The following is a 20,110-nucleotide window of genomic DNA, read 5'->3' as shown; positions in this document are numbered from 1 at the left end:
GGCAGCGAATGTTCAAAGTCATCGTCATCGGCGCGGGTCAAGCTGGTCTTTCCGCTGCCTACTATCTCAAGCGCCAAGGCCTGGAACCGGGCCAGGACTTCATCGTCCTCGATTCGAATGACGGCCCGGGCGGAGCGTGGCGCCACCGCTGGGATTCCCTGACTTTCGGCACCGCACACAACATCCACGACCTCCCCGGCATGCCGCTTGGGACCCCTGATCCGCGAGAGCCGGCGTCGAAGGTGGTCGAACGCTACTACGGCAGCTATGAGCACGAATTCAACCTGCAGGTCCGCCGCCCGCTGAGAGTTCGGACCGTGGAAGACCAGCAGGGACCACTACAGGTCCAAACCGACGACGGCACTTTCACCACCCAACTCCTCATCAACGCAACCGGCACGTGGGACCGCCCGTACTGGCCGCATTACCCGGGCAGGGAGGTGTTCGAAGGCCGCCAGCTCCACACCCATGATTTCGTCAGCGCCGCTGAATTCGCGGGCCAGCACGTCGTCGTCGTTGGTGCAGGCACCTCGGCCGTCCAGTTCCTTCTCCAACTGAACGACGCCGGTGCCACCACAACGTGGGTGACCCGCCGCCCGCCACAGTTCACAGCGAGGGAGTTCGACGCCGAATGGGGACGCGACGTCGAACGCCGCGTTAACGAACGCACCCGGGCCGGCCTGCCGCCGTCGAGCGTGGTTTCGACCACCGGCCTCCCGCTGACGGACCAGTACCAGGCCGGGATCGCCGCCGGGACCCTGCGGTCCGCTGGCTCGATGCAGAGCATCACCAGCACAGGCATAGTGCTCGACGGCGGCACAACTGTCCCAGCCGGTGCCATCCTTTGGGCCACGGGCTTCAGGGCGGCACTTGACCACCTTGCTCCGTTGAAGCTGCGCGAACCGGGCGGCGGTATCCGCATGGACGGCGTAAAAGTGCTGAGGGACCGCAGAGTGTTGCTCGTTGGGTACGGTGCTTCGGCGTCGACCCTTGGAGCGACCCGCGCCGGCCGCGCCGCCGCAGTACAGGCGGTCCGCCAGTTGAATGAGAACCTGGCGCTCGCGGGCTGACTATTTTCAGTGTCGAGTCTCAGGCGAGTAAGCTTGGTCACGATCCACCCACAATTTCATAACTTCTTCAAAGCCATTGACCCGCAGCGGGAGAGTTCTGCCGTTGACAAGACATCCGGTAGGCGCCGTAGGAGCAAATCCTCCCCAGGAATCTCTCAGGCCCAGCACCGCAGCGGAAAGGCAACTCTGGAAAGCAGCACGGCCGCACCACAGCCCTGCTCACCGACGGTGCAATGCGAACGCCACAATTCGCTGAATCTCTCAGGTCCAATACAGAGCGGGGAGGAACTCGACCGCAGCCCGTGCACCGCACGGGCCTGATCTACGGAGTTCCTCATGACCTCGCACACGGAAACTACCTTCTCCGACCGCCACATCGGCCCACGCCTGGGCGGTTCTGAGCAGATGCTCAAAGTCCTGGGCTACCCGAGCCTGGACAAGCTCACCGACGTGGCGGTGCCCGCGAGCATCCGTTCCACCGAGGCACTGGACCTGCCAACAGCGCTGAGTGAGTCTGAAGTCCTCGCTGAACTCCGCAAGATCGCCTCGAAGAACAAGACGGCGGTCCAGATGATCGGCCAGGGCTATTACGACACTGTGACTCCGCCCGTGATCCGCCGCAACGTCCTCGAGTCGCCGGGCTGGTACACCGCTTACACCCCGTATCAGCCGGAAATCTCCCAGGGCCGCCTCGAAGCCCTCCTCAACTTCCAGACCATGGTCCAGGACCTCACCAGTCTTCCCATCGCCAACGCTTCACTGCTTGACGAAGCCTCCGCCGTGGCCGAAGCCGTCCTCCTCATGCGCCGTTCCGGAAAGAACAAGGGCCGCACGGTCCTCGACGCCGACTGCCTGCCGCAGACGATCGCCGTCGTGCAGGGCCGTGCCGAAGCGCTCGGCTTCGAGGTCGAAATCGCTGACCTCTCCAAGGGCCTGCCCGACGGCGACATCAACGGCGTCGTGCTCCAGCAGCCCGGCACGTCCGGCGCCCTCCGCAACCACGCCGACGTCATTACTGCAGCGCACGACGGCGGCGCGCTGGTCACGGTTGCCGCTGACCTCCTCGCGCTCACGCTGATAACGCCTCCCGGCGAGCAGGGGGCGGACATCGCCGTCGGCTCCGCACAGCGCTTCGGCGTCCCGCTGTTCTTCGGCGGCCCGCACGCCGCTTTCATGGCAGTGCGCAAGGGTCTCGAGCGCATGCTGCCCGGCCGATTGGTCGGTGTGTCCAAGGATTCCGACAACGCCCCTGCCTACCGTCTGGCGCTGCAGACCCGCGAACAGCACATCCGCCGCGAGAAGGCGACCTCCAACATCTGCACCGCACAGGCGCTGCTCGCCATCGTTGCAAGCATGTACGGCGTTTACCACGGCCCCGACGGGCTGAAGGCGATCGCCGAGCGGGTACACCTTAACGCTGTGAAGCTGGCCAAGGTGCTTCCCGGCGTTGTGCACCGGGAGTTCTTCGACACCCTGTTGGTAGTGACGGACAACGCTGCCGAGGTCATCGCGAAGGCAGAGGAGCGTGGCATCAACCTGCGCGCCGCCGGCGAGGGTCTCGTTGGCATTTCCTGTGATGAGACCACCACTGACGCTCACCTGCAGGCCCTCGCCGAGGTGTTCGGCGTCGAACTGGGGACCGAAGCCGAGGGGGCGATCCCCGCGGAACTGCAGCGGACGTCGTCGTACATGACGCACCCGGTGTTCGCCATCCACCGCTCCGAAACGCAGATGCTGCGCTATCTGCGTCGTCTTTCGGACCGCGACCTGGCGCTGGACCGGACCATGATTCCGCTGGGTTCCTGCACCATGAAGCTCAACGCCACCGTGGAAATGGAGCCGATCTCCTGGCCGGAGTTCGCCACCATCCACCCGTTCGCTCCCAAGAACCAGACCGAGGGCTGGCGGCAGCTGATCGAGGACCTCGAAGCGCGCCTGGCCGAGATCACGGGCTATGCGGGCGTTTCCATCCAGCCGAACGCCGGTTCGCAGGGTGAGCTTGCCGGCCTGCTGGCGATCCGCAACTACCACCTCTCCCGCGGTGACGAGGCGCGCAACGTGTGCCTCATCCCTTCCTCGGCGCATGGCACCAACGCTGCGTCAGCGGTTCTGGCGGGCATGAAGGTAGTCGTGGTGAAGACCGCCGGGAACGGCAACATCGATCACGATGACCTCAAGGCCAAGATCGAAGCCAACCGGGACGCGCTCTCCGCGATCATGATCACCTACCCCTCTACCCACGGCGTGTTCGAAGAGGACGTCCGCTGGGTCTGCGACCAGGTGCACGACGCCGGCGGGCAGGTTTACATCGACGGCGCCAACCTCAACGCGCTGGTCGGGCTGGCCAAGCCGGGAGAGTTCGGCGGCGACGTTTCCCACCTGAACCTCCACAAGACTTTCTGCATCCCGCACGGCGGCGGCGGCCCCGGCGTCGGGCCCGTTGCGGTAGCAGAGCACCTCGTTCCGTTCCTCCCAGGGGACGCCAACAACGGTGACGCCAATCAGGCCGGCGCCCCGATCTCCGCTTCACGCTACGGATCCGCCGGAGTACTCCCGATCTCCTGGGCGTACGTTGCGCTCATGGGCGGAGAAGGGCTGACCGCTGCGACCAAGTCCGCACTGCTTGCCGCCAATTACGTAGCGGCCCGGCTGAACGAGCACTTCCCGGTTCTCTACTCAGGCGAGAACGGTCTGGTTGCCCACGAATGCATCCTCGACCTCCGCGCACTGACCGCGAAAACCGGTGTCACGGCAGAGGACGTTGCCAAGCGGCTGATCGACTACGGCTTCCACGCTCCGACGCTCAGCTTCCCGGTGGCCGGCACGCTGATGGTCGAACCGACCGAATCCGAAGACCTGGCCGAGCTGGACCGCTTCGTCGACGCGATGGTCGCCATCAAGGGCGAGATTGACCAGGTCGAAGCGGGCGAGTGGAGCCTCGAGGAGAGCCCGCTTCGCCAGGCGCCGCACACGGCGCAATCGGTTATCAGTGACGACTGGGCGCAGGCCTACCCACGTGAGCTGGCAGCCTTCCCGTTGCGGACACTCCGCCACGACAAGTACTTCCCGCCAGTCCGGCGCATTGACGGCGCACATGGTGACCGGAACCTTGTGTGCTCGTGCCCACCAATCGAAGACTTCGAAGACTAAGGATTCCCATGAAGCAGACAGCGCTTTACGCCCAGCATCAGGAACTCGGCGCGGCCTTCACCGACTTCGGTGGCTGGCAGATGCCCCTCAAATACCGCAGCGAACTCGACGAGCACCACACGGTGCGCAAGACCGCCGGGCTCTTCGACCTCTCCCACATGGGTGAGGTGATGGTCAGCGGACCGCAGGCGGCTGAATTCCTCAACTACGCGCTGGTCAGCAACCTCGCGGTCATCGCGGTCGGGAAGGCCAAGTACTCACTGATCTGCAACGAGGACGGCGGCGTGATCGATGACCTCATCACCTACCGGCTCGCTGAGGACCGGTTCCTGGTGGTACCGAATGCCTCCAACTCGGACACCGTCGCAGCCGAGTTGGTGAAGCGGTCCGCAAGCTTTGATGTGGCTGTGGAGGACCAGTCCGAACAGACGTCGCTGATCGCCGTCCAGGGCCCCAACGCCGAGGCGATCCTGCTCGGCATTGCTGCCGCCGGTCATCAGGACGCCATCACATCACTCAAGTACTACGCCGCTGTGCAGGTTGAGCTCGCCGGTTTGTCAGTCCTGCTGGCCCGCACCGGGTACACCGGCGAGGACGGCTTCGAACTGTTCATCGACAACAGCCAGGCCGAACAGCTCTGGAAAGCCGTCGCCGAGGCCGGTGCGGACCACGGGCTGGCACCCTGCGGACTCGCTTCCCGCGACTCCCTCCGCCTCGAAGCGGGCATGCCGCTCTACGGCCACGAGCTGGGACTGGACACCAACCCGTTCGAAGCCGGGCTGGGCGGCGTCGTCAGCCTGAAGAAGACCGACAACTTCGTCGGCCGCAGCGTTCTCGAACCGCTCAAGGGGGAACCGACCGACCGCAAGCTCGTCGGCCTGCGCGGCACCGGCCGCCGCTCGGCACGTGCCGGGTACGACGTCGTCGTCGACGGCCGCACGGTGGGCACGGTGACCTCCGGGCTTCCCAGCCCCACCCTCGGTTACCCGGTAGCGCTCGCCTATGTTGAGGCGGCGCTCGCCGAACCCGGTACCGAGCTTCAGGTTGACCTGCGCGGACGTCCCGAGGGCTTCACCGTCGTCGAGACCCCGTTCTACAAGCGCCTGGGCCGTTCATGACCATCAGCGCCTTCGACCTGTTCAAGATCGGGATCGGCCCATCAAGCTCGCACACCGGTGGGCCAATGACGGCTGCCTTCCTCTTCACGCAGATCCTGCGGGACCAGGCGCTTCTGAACCAGACCCGGCGGGTCAAGGCTGAGCTCTTCGGTTCCCTGGGGGTCACCGGGCACGGTCATGGCACAGTGAAAGCCGTCATTCTGGGACTGGAGGGCGAGCAACCCCACCTCACCAACCCGGAACGGGCAGAACCCCGTGTGGAGGAGATCTCGGCAACGAAGGTGCTCCGACTGGCAGGTTCACACGAGATTCCGTTCGATGTGGAGTCTGACCTCATCCTGCACCGCCGCCAGCGATTGGACTACCACACCAATGGCATGCGCTTTGCGGCATATTCCGAAGATGGCATAATCATTTTCTCCCGCGAGTACTACTCCGTGGGTGGTGGCTTTGTCCTGGACGAGGACCAGATCGGCGCGGATCTCTCCAGCTCCGCACCGCTGGCCGTGCCGTATCCGTTCGATTCCGGCGAGCAGTTGCTGGGCATCGCGAAGGCAACAGGGAAGTCCTTCTCCGAGATTGTCATGGCGAATGAACTTGTATTCCGTTCAGAGGATGAAGTCCGCAACGGTCTTCTCGAGATCTGGGAGGTCATGCAGGACACCATCAAGCGCGGCTCCAACAACAGCGGGGTGCTCCCGGGCGGCCTCAACGTCCGCCGCCGCGCAGCACGCCAGCTAGAGCTGCTGCTTAAGGAATCGGACCCCAACGACCACCTGAGCACCATGGAATGGGTCACTCTGTTCGCTCTTGCGGTGAACGAGGAAAACGCGGCCGGCGGGCGGGTCGTGACGGCTCCCACCAACGGTGCGGCAGGGATCATCCCCGCCGTCCTCAAGTACTACACGGACTTCGTTCCAGGAGCCGACGACGACGGCGTCATCCGCTTCCTGCTCGCCGCCACCGCGGTGGGGGCACTGTTCAAGAAGAACGCCTCTATCTCGGGAGCGGAAGTCGGTTGCCAGGGTGAAGTTGGTTCCGCGTGTGCCATGGCCGCCGGCGGCCTGGCCGAGGTGCTCGGCGGAACTCCGGAGCAGGTGGAGAACGCAGCCGAGATCGGGATTGAACACAACCTCGGGCTGACCTGCGACCCCGTCGGGGGGCTGGTGCAGATCCCGTGCATCGAACGGAACGCCGTCGGCGCGATGAAGGCAATCACTGCAGCCCGCATGGCTGTCCGCGGTGATGGACAACACTTTGTCTCCCTTGACGCTGCCATCAAGACGATGCGCGAAACCGGCGCCGACATGATGGACAAGTACAAGGAGACCGCCCGCGGCGGGCTGGCGCTCAACGTTGTGGAATGTTGAGTGAGGGCTTCCACTAACCTGCCCGTACGTGTCGAAATCATCCCCGGCGGGGACATTGTCTCCCGGCTGCAACGGTGCGTCCCGGCAGGGTCAACGGTTACCGTTACTTGCCTGCCGCACCACGGTCCAGCCAAGACGGTTGAGTTGGCGGTTGAGCTTGCTGCCCTCGGGTATCGTGCTGTGCCGCACCTCGCCGCGCGGTCGATCGAGTCCCGGGCCCAACTCCAGGAATTCACGGGGCGCCTTGCCGGCGCCGGCGTGCATGACATCTTCGTCATCGCCGGAGATGCGCGGGATCCCGCGGGGCCCTATGCCTGGAGCATGCCGCTGCTGGAGGAACTGGCCGGTATCGGCGGTTTCGAACTGGGGGTGGCCGCCTACCCCGAAGGCCACCCCACGGTTCCTGAGCCCGAGCTCACCGAACTGCTCCTGAAGAAACAGGAACTGGCGGGCTGGGCGGTAACGCAGATGTGCTTCTCCGGACCGTTGCTGGGGGAGTACGTCAACCGCCTGAGGGCTGACGGCGTCACCTTGCCCGTGTGGGCCGGCGTGCCTGGGCGGGTCCGCCGGACGCGGCTAATTTCCCTTGCCGGACGCATCGGCGTCGGGCCGTCACTGAAGTTTGCGCAGCGCAGCGGATCGCTGTTGCGTAACGTGCTCGCGCCGTCGTCCTACGATCCCAGCAAGCTCACCAGGTCCGTCGAGCACGCTGGCGTATTCGCCGGGCTCCACGTGTACAGCTTCAACGACGTCGAGCGGCTAGGTGTGAGCGTCATCTAAGTACAGGCGCGGCTCACCGGTCCTTGCGGTGAGGGTTGGGGGCGGGAATGCGGCGCGGTCAGCACCCGGGTCCGCCTGATCCACCCGTGCACGACGACGGCGGGCTCTGGGCGCTGGAACGCCATTAAAGACGAGCTCGCTCCCGGTCCTCAAGCCACTGCGCATACGTGGTCCCCTGCGTGACGCCGTCCGGCGCAAGGTTCTGACCGCTGCGCCAATACCGTCCGAGCGCACCCGGTGCCGGCAGGGGAATCGTGATCCCCCTCGCGCCCGTGACCTGGCGGTAGATGCGTGCCATGACGGCCATGTCGAGTTGTTCCGGCCCGCCCACCGTTGTGTCCACGGGTTGGTCTGTCAGAGCCGCTTTGACGAGTGCTTTCGCGGCATCCGCGGTGGCGATGGTCTGGAAACCGGCACCGGCTAAAACGGGTATGACACCAATTCTTCGGCCGCCGTCGAAGATCCCGGTGACGAGGTCGTGGAACTGTGTCGCCCGGACTACAACCGCCTCCACTTCGGACTTCCTGTAGACCTGTTCCTGTGCTGTCTTCGCCTGGTAGTAGCCGAATTCAACCTGGTCCACGTTCACGATTGAAAGCACGACGGCGCGCGGCACACTTGCAGCGAGAGCGGCACGGGTAATCTGCCGCGCGGTATCGGGCAACTGCTTCTGCGCTTTCCCGAACTTGCCGTCTATAGCGTCGATGACGACGTCGACGCCGGTCATCGCTTCCGCCAACCCCGCGCCGGTCGAGGCGTCCCCGGCAACGTACTCGACGCCGTCGTGCCGGGCCTTGGACGCACCGGGATGACGGCTGAGGCCGCGCACTCGCAACCCCCGGCGGACGCACTCGCTGACTACTTCGCGGCCGGCGAGGCCGGTCGCTCCAATGACGAGTATGTGAGGCATGAGGGAAGCCTACGCCTCAAGCTGTGCGCGACGCCGGGGTGGACTCTGCGAACGGAAAGCACGACGACGACGGGCCCGCCGGGACCCGTCGTCGTCGTGATCCTGTTTACCTGTTAGCGCAGCTCAGTCGCCCTTCACGTTGACGATCTGGCGCAGGGTATGCCTGATCTTGACGAGGTTCCGGGCGTCCTCCATGACCACATCGATGTCCTTGTACGCCGAGGGGATCTCGTCGATGAAGGCATCCGTGTCGCGGTACTCGATGCCGTGCATCGCATTCCGCAGCTGCTCGTGGGTGAAGGCCTTGCGGGCCGCGGTCCGGCTGTACTCACGCCCGGCTCCGTGCGGCGCAGAGTTCAGCGACGGCGGGAAACCCAGCCCCTCAACCACGTATGACGCCGTTCCCATGGACCCCGGAATCAGGCCCGGCCGACCGGGGGACGCGTCGATCGCGCCCTTCCTGCTGAGCCACACCGTCTTGCCGTAGTGCTTTTCCTGGGCCGTGTAGTTGTGGTGGCAGTTGATGCGCTCCTGCTCCTGCACCTCCGTGCCCGTCCAGTGGGTCAGGTCCTTGATAACCCGGTCCATCATCTCCTCACGGTTGAGCAGCGCGAAGTTCTGCGCCCACCGCAGTTCGCGGATGTAGTGCCAGAACTCGTCGTCGCCCTGCACCAGGTAGGCGAGGTCGTCGTCGGGCAGGTTGATGTAACGCTTGCGGCACTGCTCGAGAGCGACCCTGATGTGCCGCTGCGCGATCTTGTTCCCCACGCCGCGCGAGCCGCTGTGGAGAAAGAGCCACACGCCGTCGTCCTCGTCCAGGCTGACCTCGATGAAGTGGTTGCCGGACCCGAGCGTGCCAAGCTGGTGCGCCCACTGTCCGGTGTACGACGCCGGGTCGAAGCCGGCCTGCTCCGCCTCACGCAGCAGCTGCTCAACCCGGGGCTCGGCCGTCGCGACGATCTTCCGGTTGCTATGGCCAGCAGAGAGCGGGATGGACCGCTCAATTGACTGGCGCAGCACCTTACGGTCCAGACCTTCAAGGTCGCCGGCCGAGAACTGCGTCCGCACCGCGATCATGCCGCAGCCGATGTCAACGCCTACGGCCGCGGGGATGATCGCCCCGACCGTAGGGATGACCGAACCGACCGCAGCACCCTTGCCAAGGTGCGCATCCGGCATGCTCGCCAGGTGCGGGAAGATGAACGGCATCGACGCCGTCTTGAGGTTCTGTTCGCGGGTCTTCTCATCAAGAATGCTGGCGAAGTTTATGTAGGTGGAGCTGACCTTTTCCATGATTGATCCAATGGTTGTGCGTTATGCGTGTGTTGGGAAGGGTGACCGTCGAGGCCGGTGAAGCGAGGTAGCCGCTTCTGCGTGGGTTTGCGCGCGGTTGTGCCGCCGCTTTCCTGCGTGGCTAAGCGTGCGAAGGGGGAGCGGAGCTCAGCGCTGTCGTTTGCCCGGGAGCCGGCTGAGGTGCTCACTGCCTCTGCGCTTGCTGCGCAACTTGGGGCTGAGTAACTCGCCGAAAAATGGTTGTGGACGCACAGAAGCGGCAAACGGTTTCAGATACCGTTCGCTTCCGTTGTCGAGGCCGAAGACCGGCCTACCCGCAGTGTCCATGAGGCGACCCTAGCATACTGATTGGGAAAACCCAATGAGTGCTGAGGCGTGGACGTCGACGCTGCGCAGGTGAGAAGAATCAGCACAACAAGCAACACCTGCAGGACGGTCACGGAGTGCCTAAGCTCCTCGCTGTCATTCCTCGCTGCCATTTCGATCGAAATCTACGTGTTCACCAGAACATGTCGCGCGATTGACGTTATTGATCGATATCGACAGCTGGTCGTGCGGGAATCAGGACCCGTGGGTCCGTAGCCACTGCTCCAACTGCCCGGGCCGGGTGAAACGCAGCACGGGCAGCCCTGCGTCCTGATAAGCGCGGATCCGTGTCTTCTTGCTTTGGAAGGATGTGAAATGCCACCGGATGATCGAGTCGCCGGTGAATACCCTCCAGAAACCTTCCGTGTTCCCGTTGCACACCCGCTCGCGGAGAAGCGCGCGTCGAACGGTCCTGCGTACCAGGCGCGAAAGTGAAATCCAACGGGGGTAGTCGAGTGCCACGATGGCATCTGCACGTGGGAGGAGACGGTCGGCCCACTTGCTGTAGAAGCTGTCGAAAACCCACTGTTGGCGGGTGGCCAGTTCGTCGACGATGCGACGCTGGTCGCACAGGTCGCGCTCAACCCAACCGGGTAGCCAGCCGATGTCCGTGTCCACGTCGACCAAAGGAATCCCGGTAGCGGCTGCGTACCGTTTTGCCGCCGTCGACTTGCCGGAGCCCGTGACGCCGAAGAATACAACTCGTTGGGGCCGGTCTGGGATCACGCGTCCATCCTTCCATCCAGTCAGCAGTAATGACCACGAATTCTCGCGGAACCCGTTATTTCTGCTGACTCGATGGGGGTGGAACACTGGAAGCGTGGCACACCTTGACGTTTCCAACATTGACTACTTCCTCTCCGACGGCCGCCAGCTGCTGAACGGGGTGACATTCAAGGTGGGTGAAGGGCACAAGACTGCCCTTATCGGCCCGAACGGAACCGGAAAGACCACGCTCCTGAGGATCGTCTCCGGCGACATCACCGCAGACGAAGGCGCCATCACCCGGTCCGGGAGCATGGGGATCATGCGCCAGTTCGTGGGCCAGGTCCGGGATGACACCACGGTCCGCGACCTCCTGATCTCGGTTGCGCCGCCAGCGCTCGCAGCGGCAGCGAAGCGCATCGACACGGCGGAACTCGCCATGATGGAGCACGACGACGAGCCCACCCAGATGCGCTACGCCCAAGCAATTGCCGACTGGGGGGACGCCGGAGGCTATGAGCTCGAGACCACCTGGGACGAGGTCACCATGGCCGCACTCGGGATGCCCTTTGACCGCGCGCAGTACCGCGCGGCGTCGTCGTTATCCGGAGGCGAGCAGAAGCGGTTGGTGCTCGAGGCTTTGTTCTCGGGCCCGGATGAACTCCTCCTCCTAGACGAACCGGACAACTACCTCGACGTTCCCGGGAAGCGCTGGCTCGAAGCGAAGCTCAACGAGTCCAGCAAGTCCGTGCTGTTCGTCAGCCACGACAGGGAACTGCTCGACAACGCTGCCACGCGCATAGTGACGCTGGAACCGGGAGCGCTCGGTGCTTCGAGCTGGGTGCACGGCGGCGGGTTCAGCACCTACCTGCAGGCGCGCACCGACCGCAACGCGCGCTTCGAGGAACTGCGTCGGCGCTGGGACGAGGAGCACATCAAGCTCAAAGAACTCGTGAACATGTACAAGAACAAGGCCGCGTTCCGCTCGGACATGGCCAACCGGTACCACGCTGCGCAGACCCGCCTCGCTAAATTCCTTGAAGCTGGGCCGCCCGAAGCCATTCCGATCGAGCAGAACGTGCACATGCGGCTCAAGGGTGGGCGCACGGCCAAGCGTGCTGTTGTCGCGCAGAAGCTCGAACTCACCGGGTTGATGAAGCCGTTCAGCGCTGAGATCTGGTTCGGTGACCGCGTGGGCGTGCTGGGCTCGAACGGTTCAGGGAAATCCCACTTCCTCAGGCTGCTCGCAGCGGGAGGCACCGATCCTGAGAAGGAGCACGAGCCGGTATCCGAGGTGAGCATCGCGCCCGTGCCGCACGACGGCGTCGTGAAGTTGGGTGCGCGCATCCGCCCCGGCTTCTTCGCGCAGACACACGTGCGGCCGGACCTGCTGGGCCGCACGCTGCTGGACATCCTGCATCGCGGCGATGACCACCGTTCCGGGCTGGGGAGGGAAGCGGCGTCGGGAGTGCTTGACCGTTATGGCCTGGCCGGGCAGTCGGAACAGCTGTATGACTCGCTGTCCGGTGGGCAGCAGGCGCGCCTGCAGATCCTGCTGCTCGAACTTTCCGGCGCCACCCTGCTCCTGTTGGACGAGCCAACCGACAACCTCGACCTGCACTCTGCCGAAGCACTTGAACGCGCGATCGACGGCTTCGAGGGAACCGTGCTCGCGGTGACCCACGACCGTTGGTTCGCCCGGAGTTTTGACCGGTTTCTGGTGTTCGGTGAGGACGGCAAGGTCTACGAATCGGAGACGCCGGTGTGGGACGAGGGGCGGGTGCAGCGGGCACGGTAGTGGTCTATCCCCAGGGCTGGCCCTTCGCAAGAAAAAGCGGCACCACGGCGCCCGTAACCCGTTACCGGTGCGACCACCATGAAACTTGTTGACAAATGGACCGGTATTCCTGAAACTAATATTCATAGCGGATACCCGGCCGTCAGTCAATTAGGAGGACGCACCAGTGAGTACATCACGTAAATTTCAGACGGCCGTCCAATCTGACACTTCGCCGGTTGCCCTGCGTCTCGCAGGGGCGGAGGTGCGGCAGTGACCATCCCGACGTCGTCGTTGCCGTCCAACGCCGGAATCATGGCAAGGATCCATACCCTGCTGCCTACCCTCTCCCCGATGGAGAGGAAGGTGGCCGAGTTCATCGCAGGTGACCCGCAAACCACTGCGCAACGCTCCATCGAGGAACTGGCCACCGAGGCTGGAACCAGCACGGCCACCGTTGTCCGGACCGCCCGTAGCCTGGGATACCCCGGCTATCAACAGCTCCGCCTTGCCTCCGCCGCACACGAGGTCGCCGCCGGGCAAGAACCTTCCCTGGCTGCCGACGTCGAAGCCAGCGACAGTCCGGCGATCGTCCTGTTGAAGCTCGCTGCCTTCGAACGAGACGCCATCCGCGCGACAGCGGAACTGGCCGACAGCTCAAGCCTTGAGGCTGTCGTCGAAGCGATGGTGAACGCCCGCCGGTTGGACATCTACGGTATTGGGGCGTCGGGCCTGGTCGCGCTGGACCTGTCCCAGAAGCTTCGCCGCATCGGTCTTTACTGCATCGCCCATACCGAACAGGAAGCGGGGCTGGTGAGTGCCTCGCTGCTGGGGCCGGGCGACGTCGGGCTTGCCATCTCACACTCGGGCGCCACGCCGGGAGCCCTTCTCCCGCTGCGGCGTGCCCAGGAAGGGGGTGCGACGGCGGTAGCCGTGACCGGCGCCAAGGGTTCAGTTCTCGCGCAGGTGGCTGAGCACACCCTCCTGACCGCCGGGCGTGAGATGGGATTCAGATCTGCGGCAATGGCCAGCCGCACCAGTCAGCTGCTCCTGGTTGACTGCCTTTTCGTGGCCATCGCCCAACGCACAAGTTCCGCACGTGAGGCGCTCAGGAAGACACACGATGTCATCAAGTCACAACGTGGACGACTCACCAGAAAGGAACCCCATGACTGACCTCAGAACGCTCGGCACAGAATCCCGCAACCCGGCAACGGCGCAGCTGGACACCATGTCCGCAGCCGAGATCGTCGCGGCCATGAACCGCGAGGACGCAACCGTAGCCGAGGCCGTGCGCGAGGCGCTCCCGCAGATCACCAGCGCAGTCGAGCGCATCATCACCTCCAGGCAGCAAGGTGGCCGCCTGATCTATGTGGGTGCGGGGACCAGCGGTCGCCTCGGCGTGCTTGATGCAGTCGAATGCCCGCCGACGTTCGGAATCGCACCCGAGGAGGTCGTCGGGGTGATTGCCGGCGGTGACGCCGCGTTCACCAAGGCGGTTGAGGGTGCCGAGGACAGCGTGGAAATTGGACGCCAGGATCTGGTGGACCTCGGGCTCGGGGAGCGGGACGTCGTCGTCGGGCTTGCCGCCAGCGGACGGACGCCGTACGTCGTCGGTGCGCTGGACTATGCCCGGTCGGTTGGCGCCGGCACTGTCTCGGTCGCCTGCAACCGGAACGCGGAAATCAGCCGGCATGCGGAGATCGCCGTCGAGGTTCACACCGGGCCCGAAGTGCTGACCGGTTCCACCCGGCTCAAGGCTGGAACGGCCCAGAAGATGGTCTGCAACATGCTCTCAACCGCCACGATGGTGCGCACGGGCAAAGCCTACGGAAACCTCATGGTGGACCTACAGCCGACCAACGCCAAGCTGGTGGACCGCGCCCAGCGGATTGTCGGAGAGGCAACCGGAGCGGACAACACGGACATCGTGCGGGCACTCGAAGCCTCAGGCGGACACGCGAAAACGGCCATTGTGATGCTCGAAACCGGCTGCGGCGCCGACGAAGCCGTTGCCCTGCTGGACACCGCACGGGGCCAGGTCCGCGGCGCGCTCCAGGCGCACCAAACCAGCACACGATAGGACGGCATGTCACTTGAGACCCCAGCGGATCGGCCCGCACTGGACCACGAACTACTGGGCCGGTTGCAGTCCATCTGCACGGACGGTGTGCGGACGCGCAGTATCGACCGCCTGGCCATGGCACACGACGGCTCGCACTACCTGCTGGTTCCGCAGGCGGTCCTCACGCCGGAATCAGCCCAGGAAGTGGCGGCGCTGCTGCCCGTTGCCGCGCAGGCCGGCGTTCCGGTGACCTTCAGGAGCGGGGGAACCAGCCTGTCGGGGCAGGCCTCGGGTGGTGGACTGCTCATGGACATCCGTCGGCACTTCAAGGGCATTGAAGTGCTCGACGGCGGGCGAAGCGTCCGTGCAGGGTGCGGCGCAACGATCCGCCAGATCAACACCAGGCTTGCCCGGTACTCCCGGGCGCTGGGCCCGGACCCCGCCAGTGAGATCGCCTGCACCCTGGGCGGTGTGGTCGCCAACAACTCGAGCGGTATGGCGTGCGGGACCACCACCAATTCCTACCGAACCATCGAGTCGATGACCGTGGTGCTGCCCTCCGGCACAGTGATCGACACAGCGGACGACGGCGCCGACGCCCTCCTGGCCGAGCGTGAACCGACGCTTTACGAGGGTCTACAGCGCCTTCAGCGCCGGATCACCGGGAACCCCGCCTTCGCCGCGGAGGTGGACCGGCAGTTCTCGATGAAGAACACTATGGGTTACTCGCTCAACGCGTTCACTGACTTCAGCACGCCTCTGGACATCCTGACCCACCTGCTCGTAGGGAGCGAAGGGACCCTCGGGTTTGTCCCCGAGGTGGTCATGCGGACGGTCGAGGTCCAGCCCCTAGCGGCCTCCTGCCTGGCCGTGTTCCCCGGAATCGTGGACGCCACCGACGCCCTTCCAGCCCTCATCGACTCGGGTGCACGCACGCTTGAACTCCTTGACGCTGCCGCGCTTCGCGTCGCCCAACAGCTCCCGGAGGCCGACGCAGTGCTGCGGAACCTCGAGGTTGCTGATCACACAGCGCTGCTGATCGAGTACCGGGCAGCGGACGAGGCTGAGCTCGCCGAGCTGACGAGTGCCGGCGTCGAACTCCTCTCCCAGCTGCCGCTTGCAGCTCCGGTTGAGCTGACCACCGACGCGGCGCAGCGCGCCCGGCTTTGGGTCATCAGGAAAGGCCTCTACACCGCCGTTGCCGGCGCGAGGGCGTCCGGAACCACAGCGTTGCTTGAGGACATCGTGGTTCCCATGCCCGAGCTCACCGCCACGGTGAGCGAACTGGTCGCCCTGCTGGAGCGCTACGGGTACTCTGAGGCGGTGATTTTCGGCCATGCCAAGGACGCCAACCTACACTTCATGATCACACCGAGACTGGACGATCCAGCGGAGCTCGACAAGTACGAGCGGTTCACCGAGGACCTAGTTGACCTGGTCCTCGCGCACGGCGGATCGCTCAAGGCCGAGCATGGAACCGGCCGCATCATGGCGCCCTACGTCCGGCGTCAGTTCGGCGACGGACTCTACGAAGTGATGCGGGAAATCAAGCAACTCTTCGACCCCTCCGGAGTGCTCAACCCGGGTGTGTTGCTGGACGAGGATCCCCGCGGACACATGCAAAACCTCAAGTCCGCACCCACCATCGACGCCGAGGTGGACCGCTGCGTCGAGTGCGGCTACTGCGAAACCGTGTGCCCCAGCCGGAACCTGACGACGACCCCCCGCCAGCGGATTGTCCTGCGCCGCGAGATGGCGGTAGCGCCGCCGGAGCTCAGGGCCGAATTGGAACGGGATTACGAGTACGAAGCCATCGACACCTGCGCCGCCGACGGCCTGTGCGCGGTGTCCTGCCCGGTGAACATCGACACCGGATCCCTCATGAAGCGGCTCCGCTCGGAGCAGATGCCCGCTCTCGGCCAAAAGGTGGGGAAAGCCGCGGCGAAGCACTGGGGTGGTGTCGGGGCCGTGGCAAGAGCCGGGTTGGGGATCGCGGCAGCGCTGCCTACACCACTGGTCACCGGAGCCTCCCGGGCAGGCCGCGCGCTGCTGGGCGACGACGTCGTACCCTTGGCGGGCGCTGACCTTCCGGGGCCCGGGACGAAATTGCAGGCGCTCGCGGGCGCCCAACCCGGTCCTCAACTGGGCGCCCAACCCGGTGCTCAACCGGCGGGAATCCTGTTCCCCTCGTGTATCTCCGGGATTTTCGGTGAGACGCCGGACTCGGACGGTGGCACCGGCGTCGTGCCGGCAATGCTGAAGCTGGCAGCCCTGGCGGGCGCTCCGCTCCGCCTCGCCAAGGACGCCGGGTCGCTGTGCTGCGGAACACCGTGGCAATCCAAGGGCCTCACCGACGGCTACCGGCACATCGCGAACAAAACGGTGGCCTCGCTCTGGGAAGACACCCTGAAAGGCGCGCTGCCGGTGGTCGTCGATGCCTCCTCCTGCACCCACGGGCTGCACGGCCTCGCCGGCGCGCTGACCTCGGAGAACGCCTCCCGGTTCGCACGGCTGCAGATCCTCGACGCCGTCACGTTCACCCGCACGCGCGTCCTGCCGGAGCTGCCGCCTCCAGCGTCGAAGGTGGGCCGTGTTGTGGTTCATCCCACCTGCTCGTCCACCCACCTGGGCGTGACGGGTGACCTGGTGGCGCTCGCCGAATCAGTGGCTGATACCGTCACCGTCCCCGACGATTGGGGCTGCTGCGGTTTCGCTGGCGACCGCGGGATGCTTCACCCCGAACTCACTGCGTCAGCCACCGAACCCGAAGCTAGGCAGGTGCAGGCGCTCGACGGGGACGCCTTCGTTTCATGCAACCGGACGTGCGAGCTGGGCATGAGCCGGGCAACCGGGGAGGACTACCGGCACGTCATCGAACTGGTCGCGAACGCGTACGGCTGATGAGTAACGTCCATCACACTTGACGGTACGTGTGGACCATACATAACGATTCACATACGGTTTACAGGTGCAAAGCAAAGTCAATCCAGCCATGTGGGCAACCTTCGCGATCTTCGGCCTCAACGGTCTGGTGTTCGCCAGCTGGGCTGCGAGAATTCCCGCCGCCTCGGATTCCCTGGGCCTCAGTGATGGACAAACCGGAGCGCTGCTGCTGGTCGCGGCCATCGGATCGCTGATCTCGCTTCCACTCGCAGGCGGGATTGCCGCGCGGATCGGCACCGCGAACACGGTGCGGGTCGGCGGAATTGCGTCGACTGTCGCCGCGCTGACCATTTCCAGTGGCTTGGCGATGGGTTCGGTGCCGGTCGCGGCCGTGGGCCTGTTCATCTTCGGCGGCGGGATCGGCTTGTGGGACGTCGCCCAGAACCTTGAGGGAGCCGACGTCGAGCGCCGCCTCAAGCGCACCATCATGCCGAAATTCCACGCAGCCTTCAGCGGCGGCGCATTCATTGGTGCGATGGCCGGGGCCGGCCTCGCCGCCCTTCGCATCGACCTGTCGACGCACCTGGTCGGTGTAGCGGTGCTGGTCTTCGTGATTTCGCTCTGGATCCCGCGCTACTTCCTGCCGGAGGAGTCGCAGACAGAAGCGCACGACGACGACGGCGACGCCCCACGCAGCCGTTTCAGCGCGTGGAAAGAGCCACGCACGCTGTTGATCGGGCTGGTTGTCCTGGGTGCCGCGCTCACCGAAGGCGCTGCGAACGATTGGGTTGCCAAGGCAAGCGTGGACGGGCTTGGCACATCCGAAGCCGTCGGCGCGCTCATGTTCGGTGTCTTCGTTGCGTCGATGACGCTGTTCCGGTTTGTTGGCGGCGGGCTGATCGACCGCTTTGGCCGGGTCAAGGTGCTGCAGTTCAGCCTTGCATCCTCCCTGGTGGGTCTGGTGATTTTCGTCTTTGCACCCAACGTGGTCCTCGCCGGTTTTGGAGCCGTGCTGTGGGGAACCGGTGCGGCGCTAGGCTTCCCGATGGGCATGTCAGCCGCCGCTGACGATCCCCGGTACGCGGCAGCACGGGTATCTGTTGTCTCGACGATCGGGTACACGGCCTTCCTTGCTGGCCCGCCGCTGCTAGGCTTCCTCGGCGATCAGGTCGGCATCCGGAACGCGCTGCTTGCGGTTGGTGTCGCGGTCCTGGCGTCCTTCATCGTCGCACCGGCCGCCGCGGAGCGCCCGGTCGAGGAGCCGGAACGCTCGCGCGCCGCGTCTTGACGCGAACGCACGTGGCGCCGTCGTCGTGACTCGCCACCTCGCAACGCCGCCGCGTGATTCGCATCCCCCACGGGGAGCTGTGGTGGTGGTCAGGTGGTGGTCAGGCGCGGCGCCCTTGGTCCCGTTTTGTGTCGTCCGGGTTGGTGCCGTCGCGGTTGCTGTCTGTTGTATCCACGTTGGGATCGAGTTCGTCCGCCCGCCGCGTGTGTTCCTGGGTCTCCTGGCGAAGCCCCTGGGCGTCCGCCTGCCGGTGCTGTGCCTCCTTGCGCAACCGCTCGGCGTCGACTTCAGCCTGCAGGGCGTCAGCTTCAGCCCTGCCTGCGCGGGCCTCCCGCTCCCGGGCCTCAAGGTCCTTCGTCTGCGCCTCCTCACGGATTTCATTGGCGCGCTCGTGGTCGTGGCGGCGCTGCTCCTCATCGTGCGCGCTCTTGCGCTTCTTGCCGAGGAACACCACCAGGCCGATGATGATGAGCAGGACAACAACTCCAATAATGATCCACGTCAACGTCATTGGTTCCATCTGCCTGCGCCTTTCGTCTGAGGGCTCCCACTCGCTGTCTGTCATCTTGGGTACTGAATTGGCCGGCGAGCAGGCGAGGTCCGAATGGACATCGTTGTAGCTACTCTCGACCTCTACATGAGGGTCGTCAAGGACATCCTCCGCGTTAGGCGGTCAATTGCGTAGGCTTCCGTGAAGAAGACACATCCCCATTAGAGGAGACACCGTGGACGAAGCACAGGGAAACGCAGTACAGGGAGTGGAGCAATTCACGGTCGCCCAGAAGATCACCATGATGGTGAACCGCTACGAGATCCGGGGAGTGGACGCCGAGGGGAAGCCCGCACAGCTCCTCGCACTCGCACAGCAGAAGCGCGCCGCGTTCAAGGAAGAGGTGAGGTTCTTCTCTGACGAGTCGAAGCAGAACCTGCTGTTCTCCTTCAAGGCACGCCAGCGGCTCGACCTCGGTGCAACGTATGACGTTCTGGACACCCACGGCAACGCGCTGGGCAGCTTCAAGAAGAACTTCGGCGCTTCGTTGCTGCGTTCGAGCTGGAACCTGGAAGCCCCCGGCATCCAGGCAACCGGCAGCGAGCGGAGTCAGGGAGTGGCCATCGCCCGCCGGCTGTGGGAAATAGTGCCGTTCCTTGAAGCCATTCCCGCGCCGTTCCTGTTCCACTTCGACTTTGTTGACGCGACCGGCACGCCGGTCATGACTTCCGAGCGTGGCCGCTCGCTGCGCGACCGTTACAGCATCACAGTGCCGGGCGCCCGGCTCGACTGGAGGGTGGCTGCCTCGATGGCTGTGGCCCTCGATGCACTGCAGTCCCGCTAGC

15 protein-coding genes and 2 riboswitches are annotated in these 20,110 nt (G+C 64.9%); of the genes, 11 read left to right on the top strand and 4 right to left on the bottom strand.

The features are described 5' to 3' along the window. The first annotated feature begins 8 nt into the window (after window positions 1-8). The 5 genes from ACWA1U_RS03940 to ACWA1U_RS03920 all read left to right on the top strand — a co-directional run bounded on the left by ACWA1U_RS03940 (window position 9) and on the right by ACWA1U_RS03920 (window position 7,488). Entirely contained in the window at window positions 9-1,070 is a 1,062-nt protein-coding gene (locus tag ACWA1U_RS03940) for an FAD-dependent oxidoreductase (RefSeq protein ID WP_463724049.1), read from the top strand. Window positions 1,071-1,147: 77 nt separating this feature from the next. Beyond that, window positions 1,148-1,250: riboswitch (glycine riboswitch) on the top strand. Window position 1,251: 1 nt separating this feature from the next. Then, window positions 1,252-1,356: riboswitch (glycine riboswitch) on the top strand. A gap of 50 nt (window positions 1,357-1,406) precedes the next feature. After that, window positions 1,407-4,220 (top strand): aminomethyl-transferring glycine dehydrogenase, encoded by a 2,814-nt coding sequence (gcvP, locus tag ACWA1U_RS03935; RefSeq protein ID WP_463724048.1) that lies wholly within the window; start codon window positions 1,407-1,409, stop codon window positions 4,218-4,220. An 8-nt stretch (window positions 4,221-4,228) separates the two neighbouring features. After that, window positions 4,229-5,338 carry a glycine cleavage system aminomethyltransferase GcvT gene (gene gcvT / locus ACWA1U_RS03930; protein WP_463724047.1) on the top strand — a complete coding sequence of 370 codons (1,110 nt, stop codon included), beginning with the start codon at window positions 4,229-4,231 and terminating at the stop codon, window positions 5,336-5,338. Further along, the gene (locus ACWA1U_RS03925; protein WP_463724046.1) at window positions 5,335-6,708 is read left to right on the top strand and encodes an L-serine ammonia-lyase; all 1,374 of its coding nucleotides are present in this window, start codon (window positions 5,335-5,337) and stop codon (window positions 6,706-6,708) included. The genes gcvT and ACWA1U_RS03925 overlap by 4 nt, the downstream gene beginning before the upstream one ends. Beyond that, a complete protein-coding gene (locus tag ACWA1U_RS03920) occupies window positions 6,709-7,488 on the top strand; it encodes a methylenetetrahydrofolate reductase (protein WP_463724045.1) in 780 nt (259 codons plus the stop codon). A 124-nt stretch (window positions 7,489-7,612) separates the two neighbouring features. Here ACWA1U_RS03920 and ACWA1U_RS03915 read toward each other — a convergent pair whose 3' ends face one another. The 3 genes from ACWA1U_RS03915 to ACWA1U_RS03905 form a co-directional block, all read right to left on the bottom strand. Beyond that, a complete protein-coding gene (locus ACWA1U_RS03915) occupies window positions 7,613-8,398 on the bottom strand; it encodes an SDR family oxidoreductase (RefSeq protein ID WP_463724044.1) in 786 nt (261 codons plus the stop codon). A gap of 123 nt (window positions 8,399-8,521) precedes the next feature. Continuing rightward, entirely contained in the window at window positions 8,522-9,691 is a 1,170-nt protein-coding gene (locus ACWA1U_RS03910; RefSeq protein ID WP_463724043.1) for an RtcB family protein, read from the bottom strand. 561 nt (window positions 9,692-10,252) lie between these two features. After that, a complete protein-coding gene (locus ACWA1U_RS03905) occupies window positions 10,253-10,783 on the bottom strand; it encodes a P-loop NTPase family protein (RefSeq protein WP_463724042.1) in 531 nt (176 codons plus the stop codon). Window positions 10,784-10,877: 94 nt separating this feature from the next. On the opposite strand from ACWA1U_RS03905, the gene ACWA1U_RS03900 reads away from it, so the two are divergent. The 5 genes from ACWA1U_RS03900 to ACWA1U_RS03880 all read left to right on the top strand — a co-directional run bounded on the left by ACWA1U_RS03900 (window position 10,878) and on the right by ACWA1U_RS03880 (window position 18,775). After that, window positions 10,878-12,560: an ABC-F family ATP-binding cassette domain-containing protein gene (locus ACWA1U_RS03900; RefSeq protein ID WP_463724041.1), complete on the top strand. Its 1,683-nt coding sequence runs from the start codon at window positions 10,878-10,880 to the stop codon at window positions 12,558-12,560. A 252-nt stretch (window positions 12,561-12,812) separates the two neighbouring features. After that, window positions 12,813-13,715: a MurR/RpiR family transcriptional regulator gene (locus ACWA1U_RS03895; RefSeq protein WP_463724040.1), complete on the top strand. Its 903-nt coding sequence runs from the start codon at window positions 12,813-12,815 to the stop codon at window positions 13,713-13,715. Further along, a complete protein-coding gene (murQ, locus tag ACWA1U_RS03890) occupies window positions 13,708-14,622 on the top strand; it encodes an N-acetylmuramic acid 6-phosphate etherase (RefSeq protein ID WP_463724039.1) in 915 nt (304 codons plus the stop codon). Before ACWA1U_RS03895 ends, murQ begins: the two co-directional genes overlap by 8 nt. 6 nt (window positions 14,623-14,628) lie before the next feature. Then, window positions 14,629-17,505 carry an FAD-binding and (Fe-S)-binding domain-containing protein gene (locus tag ACWA1U_RS03885; RefSeq protein WP_463724038.1) on the top strand — a complete coding sequence of 959 codons (2,877 nt, stop codon included), beginning with the start codon at window positions 14,629-14,631 and terminating at the stop codon, window positions 17,503-17,505. 91 nt (window positions 17,506-17,596) lie between these two features. Further along, on the top strand, window positions 17,597-18,775 hold the full coding sequence (locus ACWA1U_RS03880; RefSeq protein WP_463724938.1) for an MFS transporter: 1,179 nt from the start codon (window positions 17,597-17,599) through the stop codon (window positions 18,773-18,775). 100 nt (window positions 18,776-18,875) lie between these two features. Here ACWA1U_RS03880 and ACWA1U_RS03875 read toward each other — a convergent pair whose 3' ends face one another. Further along, window positions 18,876-19,295 (bottom strand): hypothetical protein, encoded by a 420-nt coding sequence (locus tag ACWA1U_RS03875; RefSeq protein ID WP_463724037.1) that lies wholly within the window; start codon window positions 19,293-19,295, stop codon window positions 18,876-18,878. Window positions 19,296-19,500: 205 nt separating this feature from the next. Here ACWA1U_RS03875 and ACWA1U_RS03870 point away from each other — a divergent pair, with 205 nt between their 5' ends. Continuing rightward, window positions 19,501-20,109, top strand: coding sequence for an LURP-one-related family protein (locus tag ACWA1U_RS03870; protein WP_463724036.1), 609 nt, complete (start codon window positions 19,501-19,503; stop codon window positions 20,107-20,109). Window position 20,110 lies beyond the last annotated feature (1 nt).

It is taken from the genome of Arthrobacter sp. TRD_SC_6 (genome assembly GCF_055361185.1).
The sequence above is the reverse complement of the archived record's forward strand: the minus strand, read 5'-3'. Positions and strand labels throughout refer to the sequence as shown.

Coding starts and splice junctions, on each gene's coding strand:
- gcvP (WP_463724048.1), top strand. CDS start 1,407: ATGACCTCGCACACGGAAACTACCTTCTCCGACCGCCACATCGGCCCA.
- ACWA1U_RS03925 (WP_463724046.1), top strand. CDS start 5,335: ATGACCATCAGCGCCTTCGACCTGTTCAAGATCGGGATCGGCCCATCA.
- ACWA1U_RS03910 (WP_463724043.1), bottom strand. CDS start 9,691: ATGGAAAAGGTCAGCTCCACCTACATAAACTTCGCCAGCATTCTTGAT.
- ACWA1U_RS03940 (WP_463724049.1), top strand. CDS start 9: ATGTTCAAAGTCATCGTCATCGGCGCGGGTCAAGCTGGTCTTTCCGCT.
- ACWA1U_RS03880 (WP_463724938.1), top strand. CDS start 17,597: ATGTGGGCAACCTTCGCGATCTTCGGCCTCAACGGTCTGGTGTTCGCC.
- murQ (WP_463724039.1), top strand. CDS start 13,708: ATGACTGACCTCAGAACGCTCGGCACAGAATCCCGCAACCCGGCAACG.
- gcvT (WP_463724047.1), top strand. CDS start 4,229: ATGAAGCAGACAGCGCTTTACGCCCAGCATCAGGAACTCGGCGCGGCC.
- ACWA1U_RS03915 (WP_463724044.1), bottom strand. CDS start 8,398: ATGCCTCACATACTCGTCATTGGAGCGACCGGCCTCGCCGGCCGCGAA.
- ACWA1U_RS03875 (WP_463724037.1), bottom strand. CDS start 19,295: ATGGAACCAATGACGTTGACGTGGATCATTATTGGAGTTGTTGTCCTG.
- ACWA1U_RS03885 (WP_463724038.1), top strand. CDS start 14,629: ATGTCACTTGAGACCCCAGCGGATCGGCCCGCACTGGACCACGAACTA.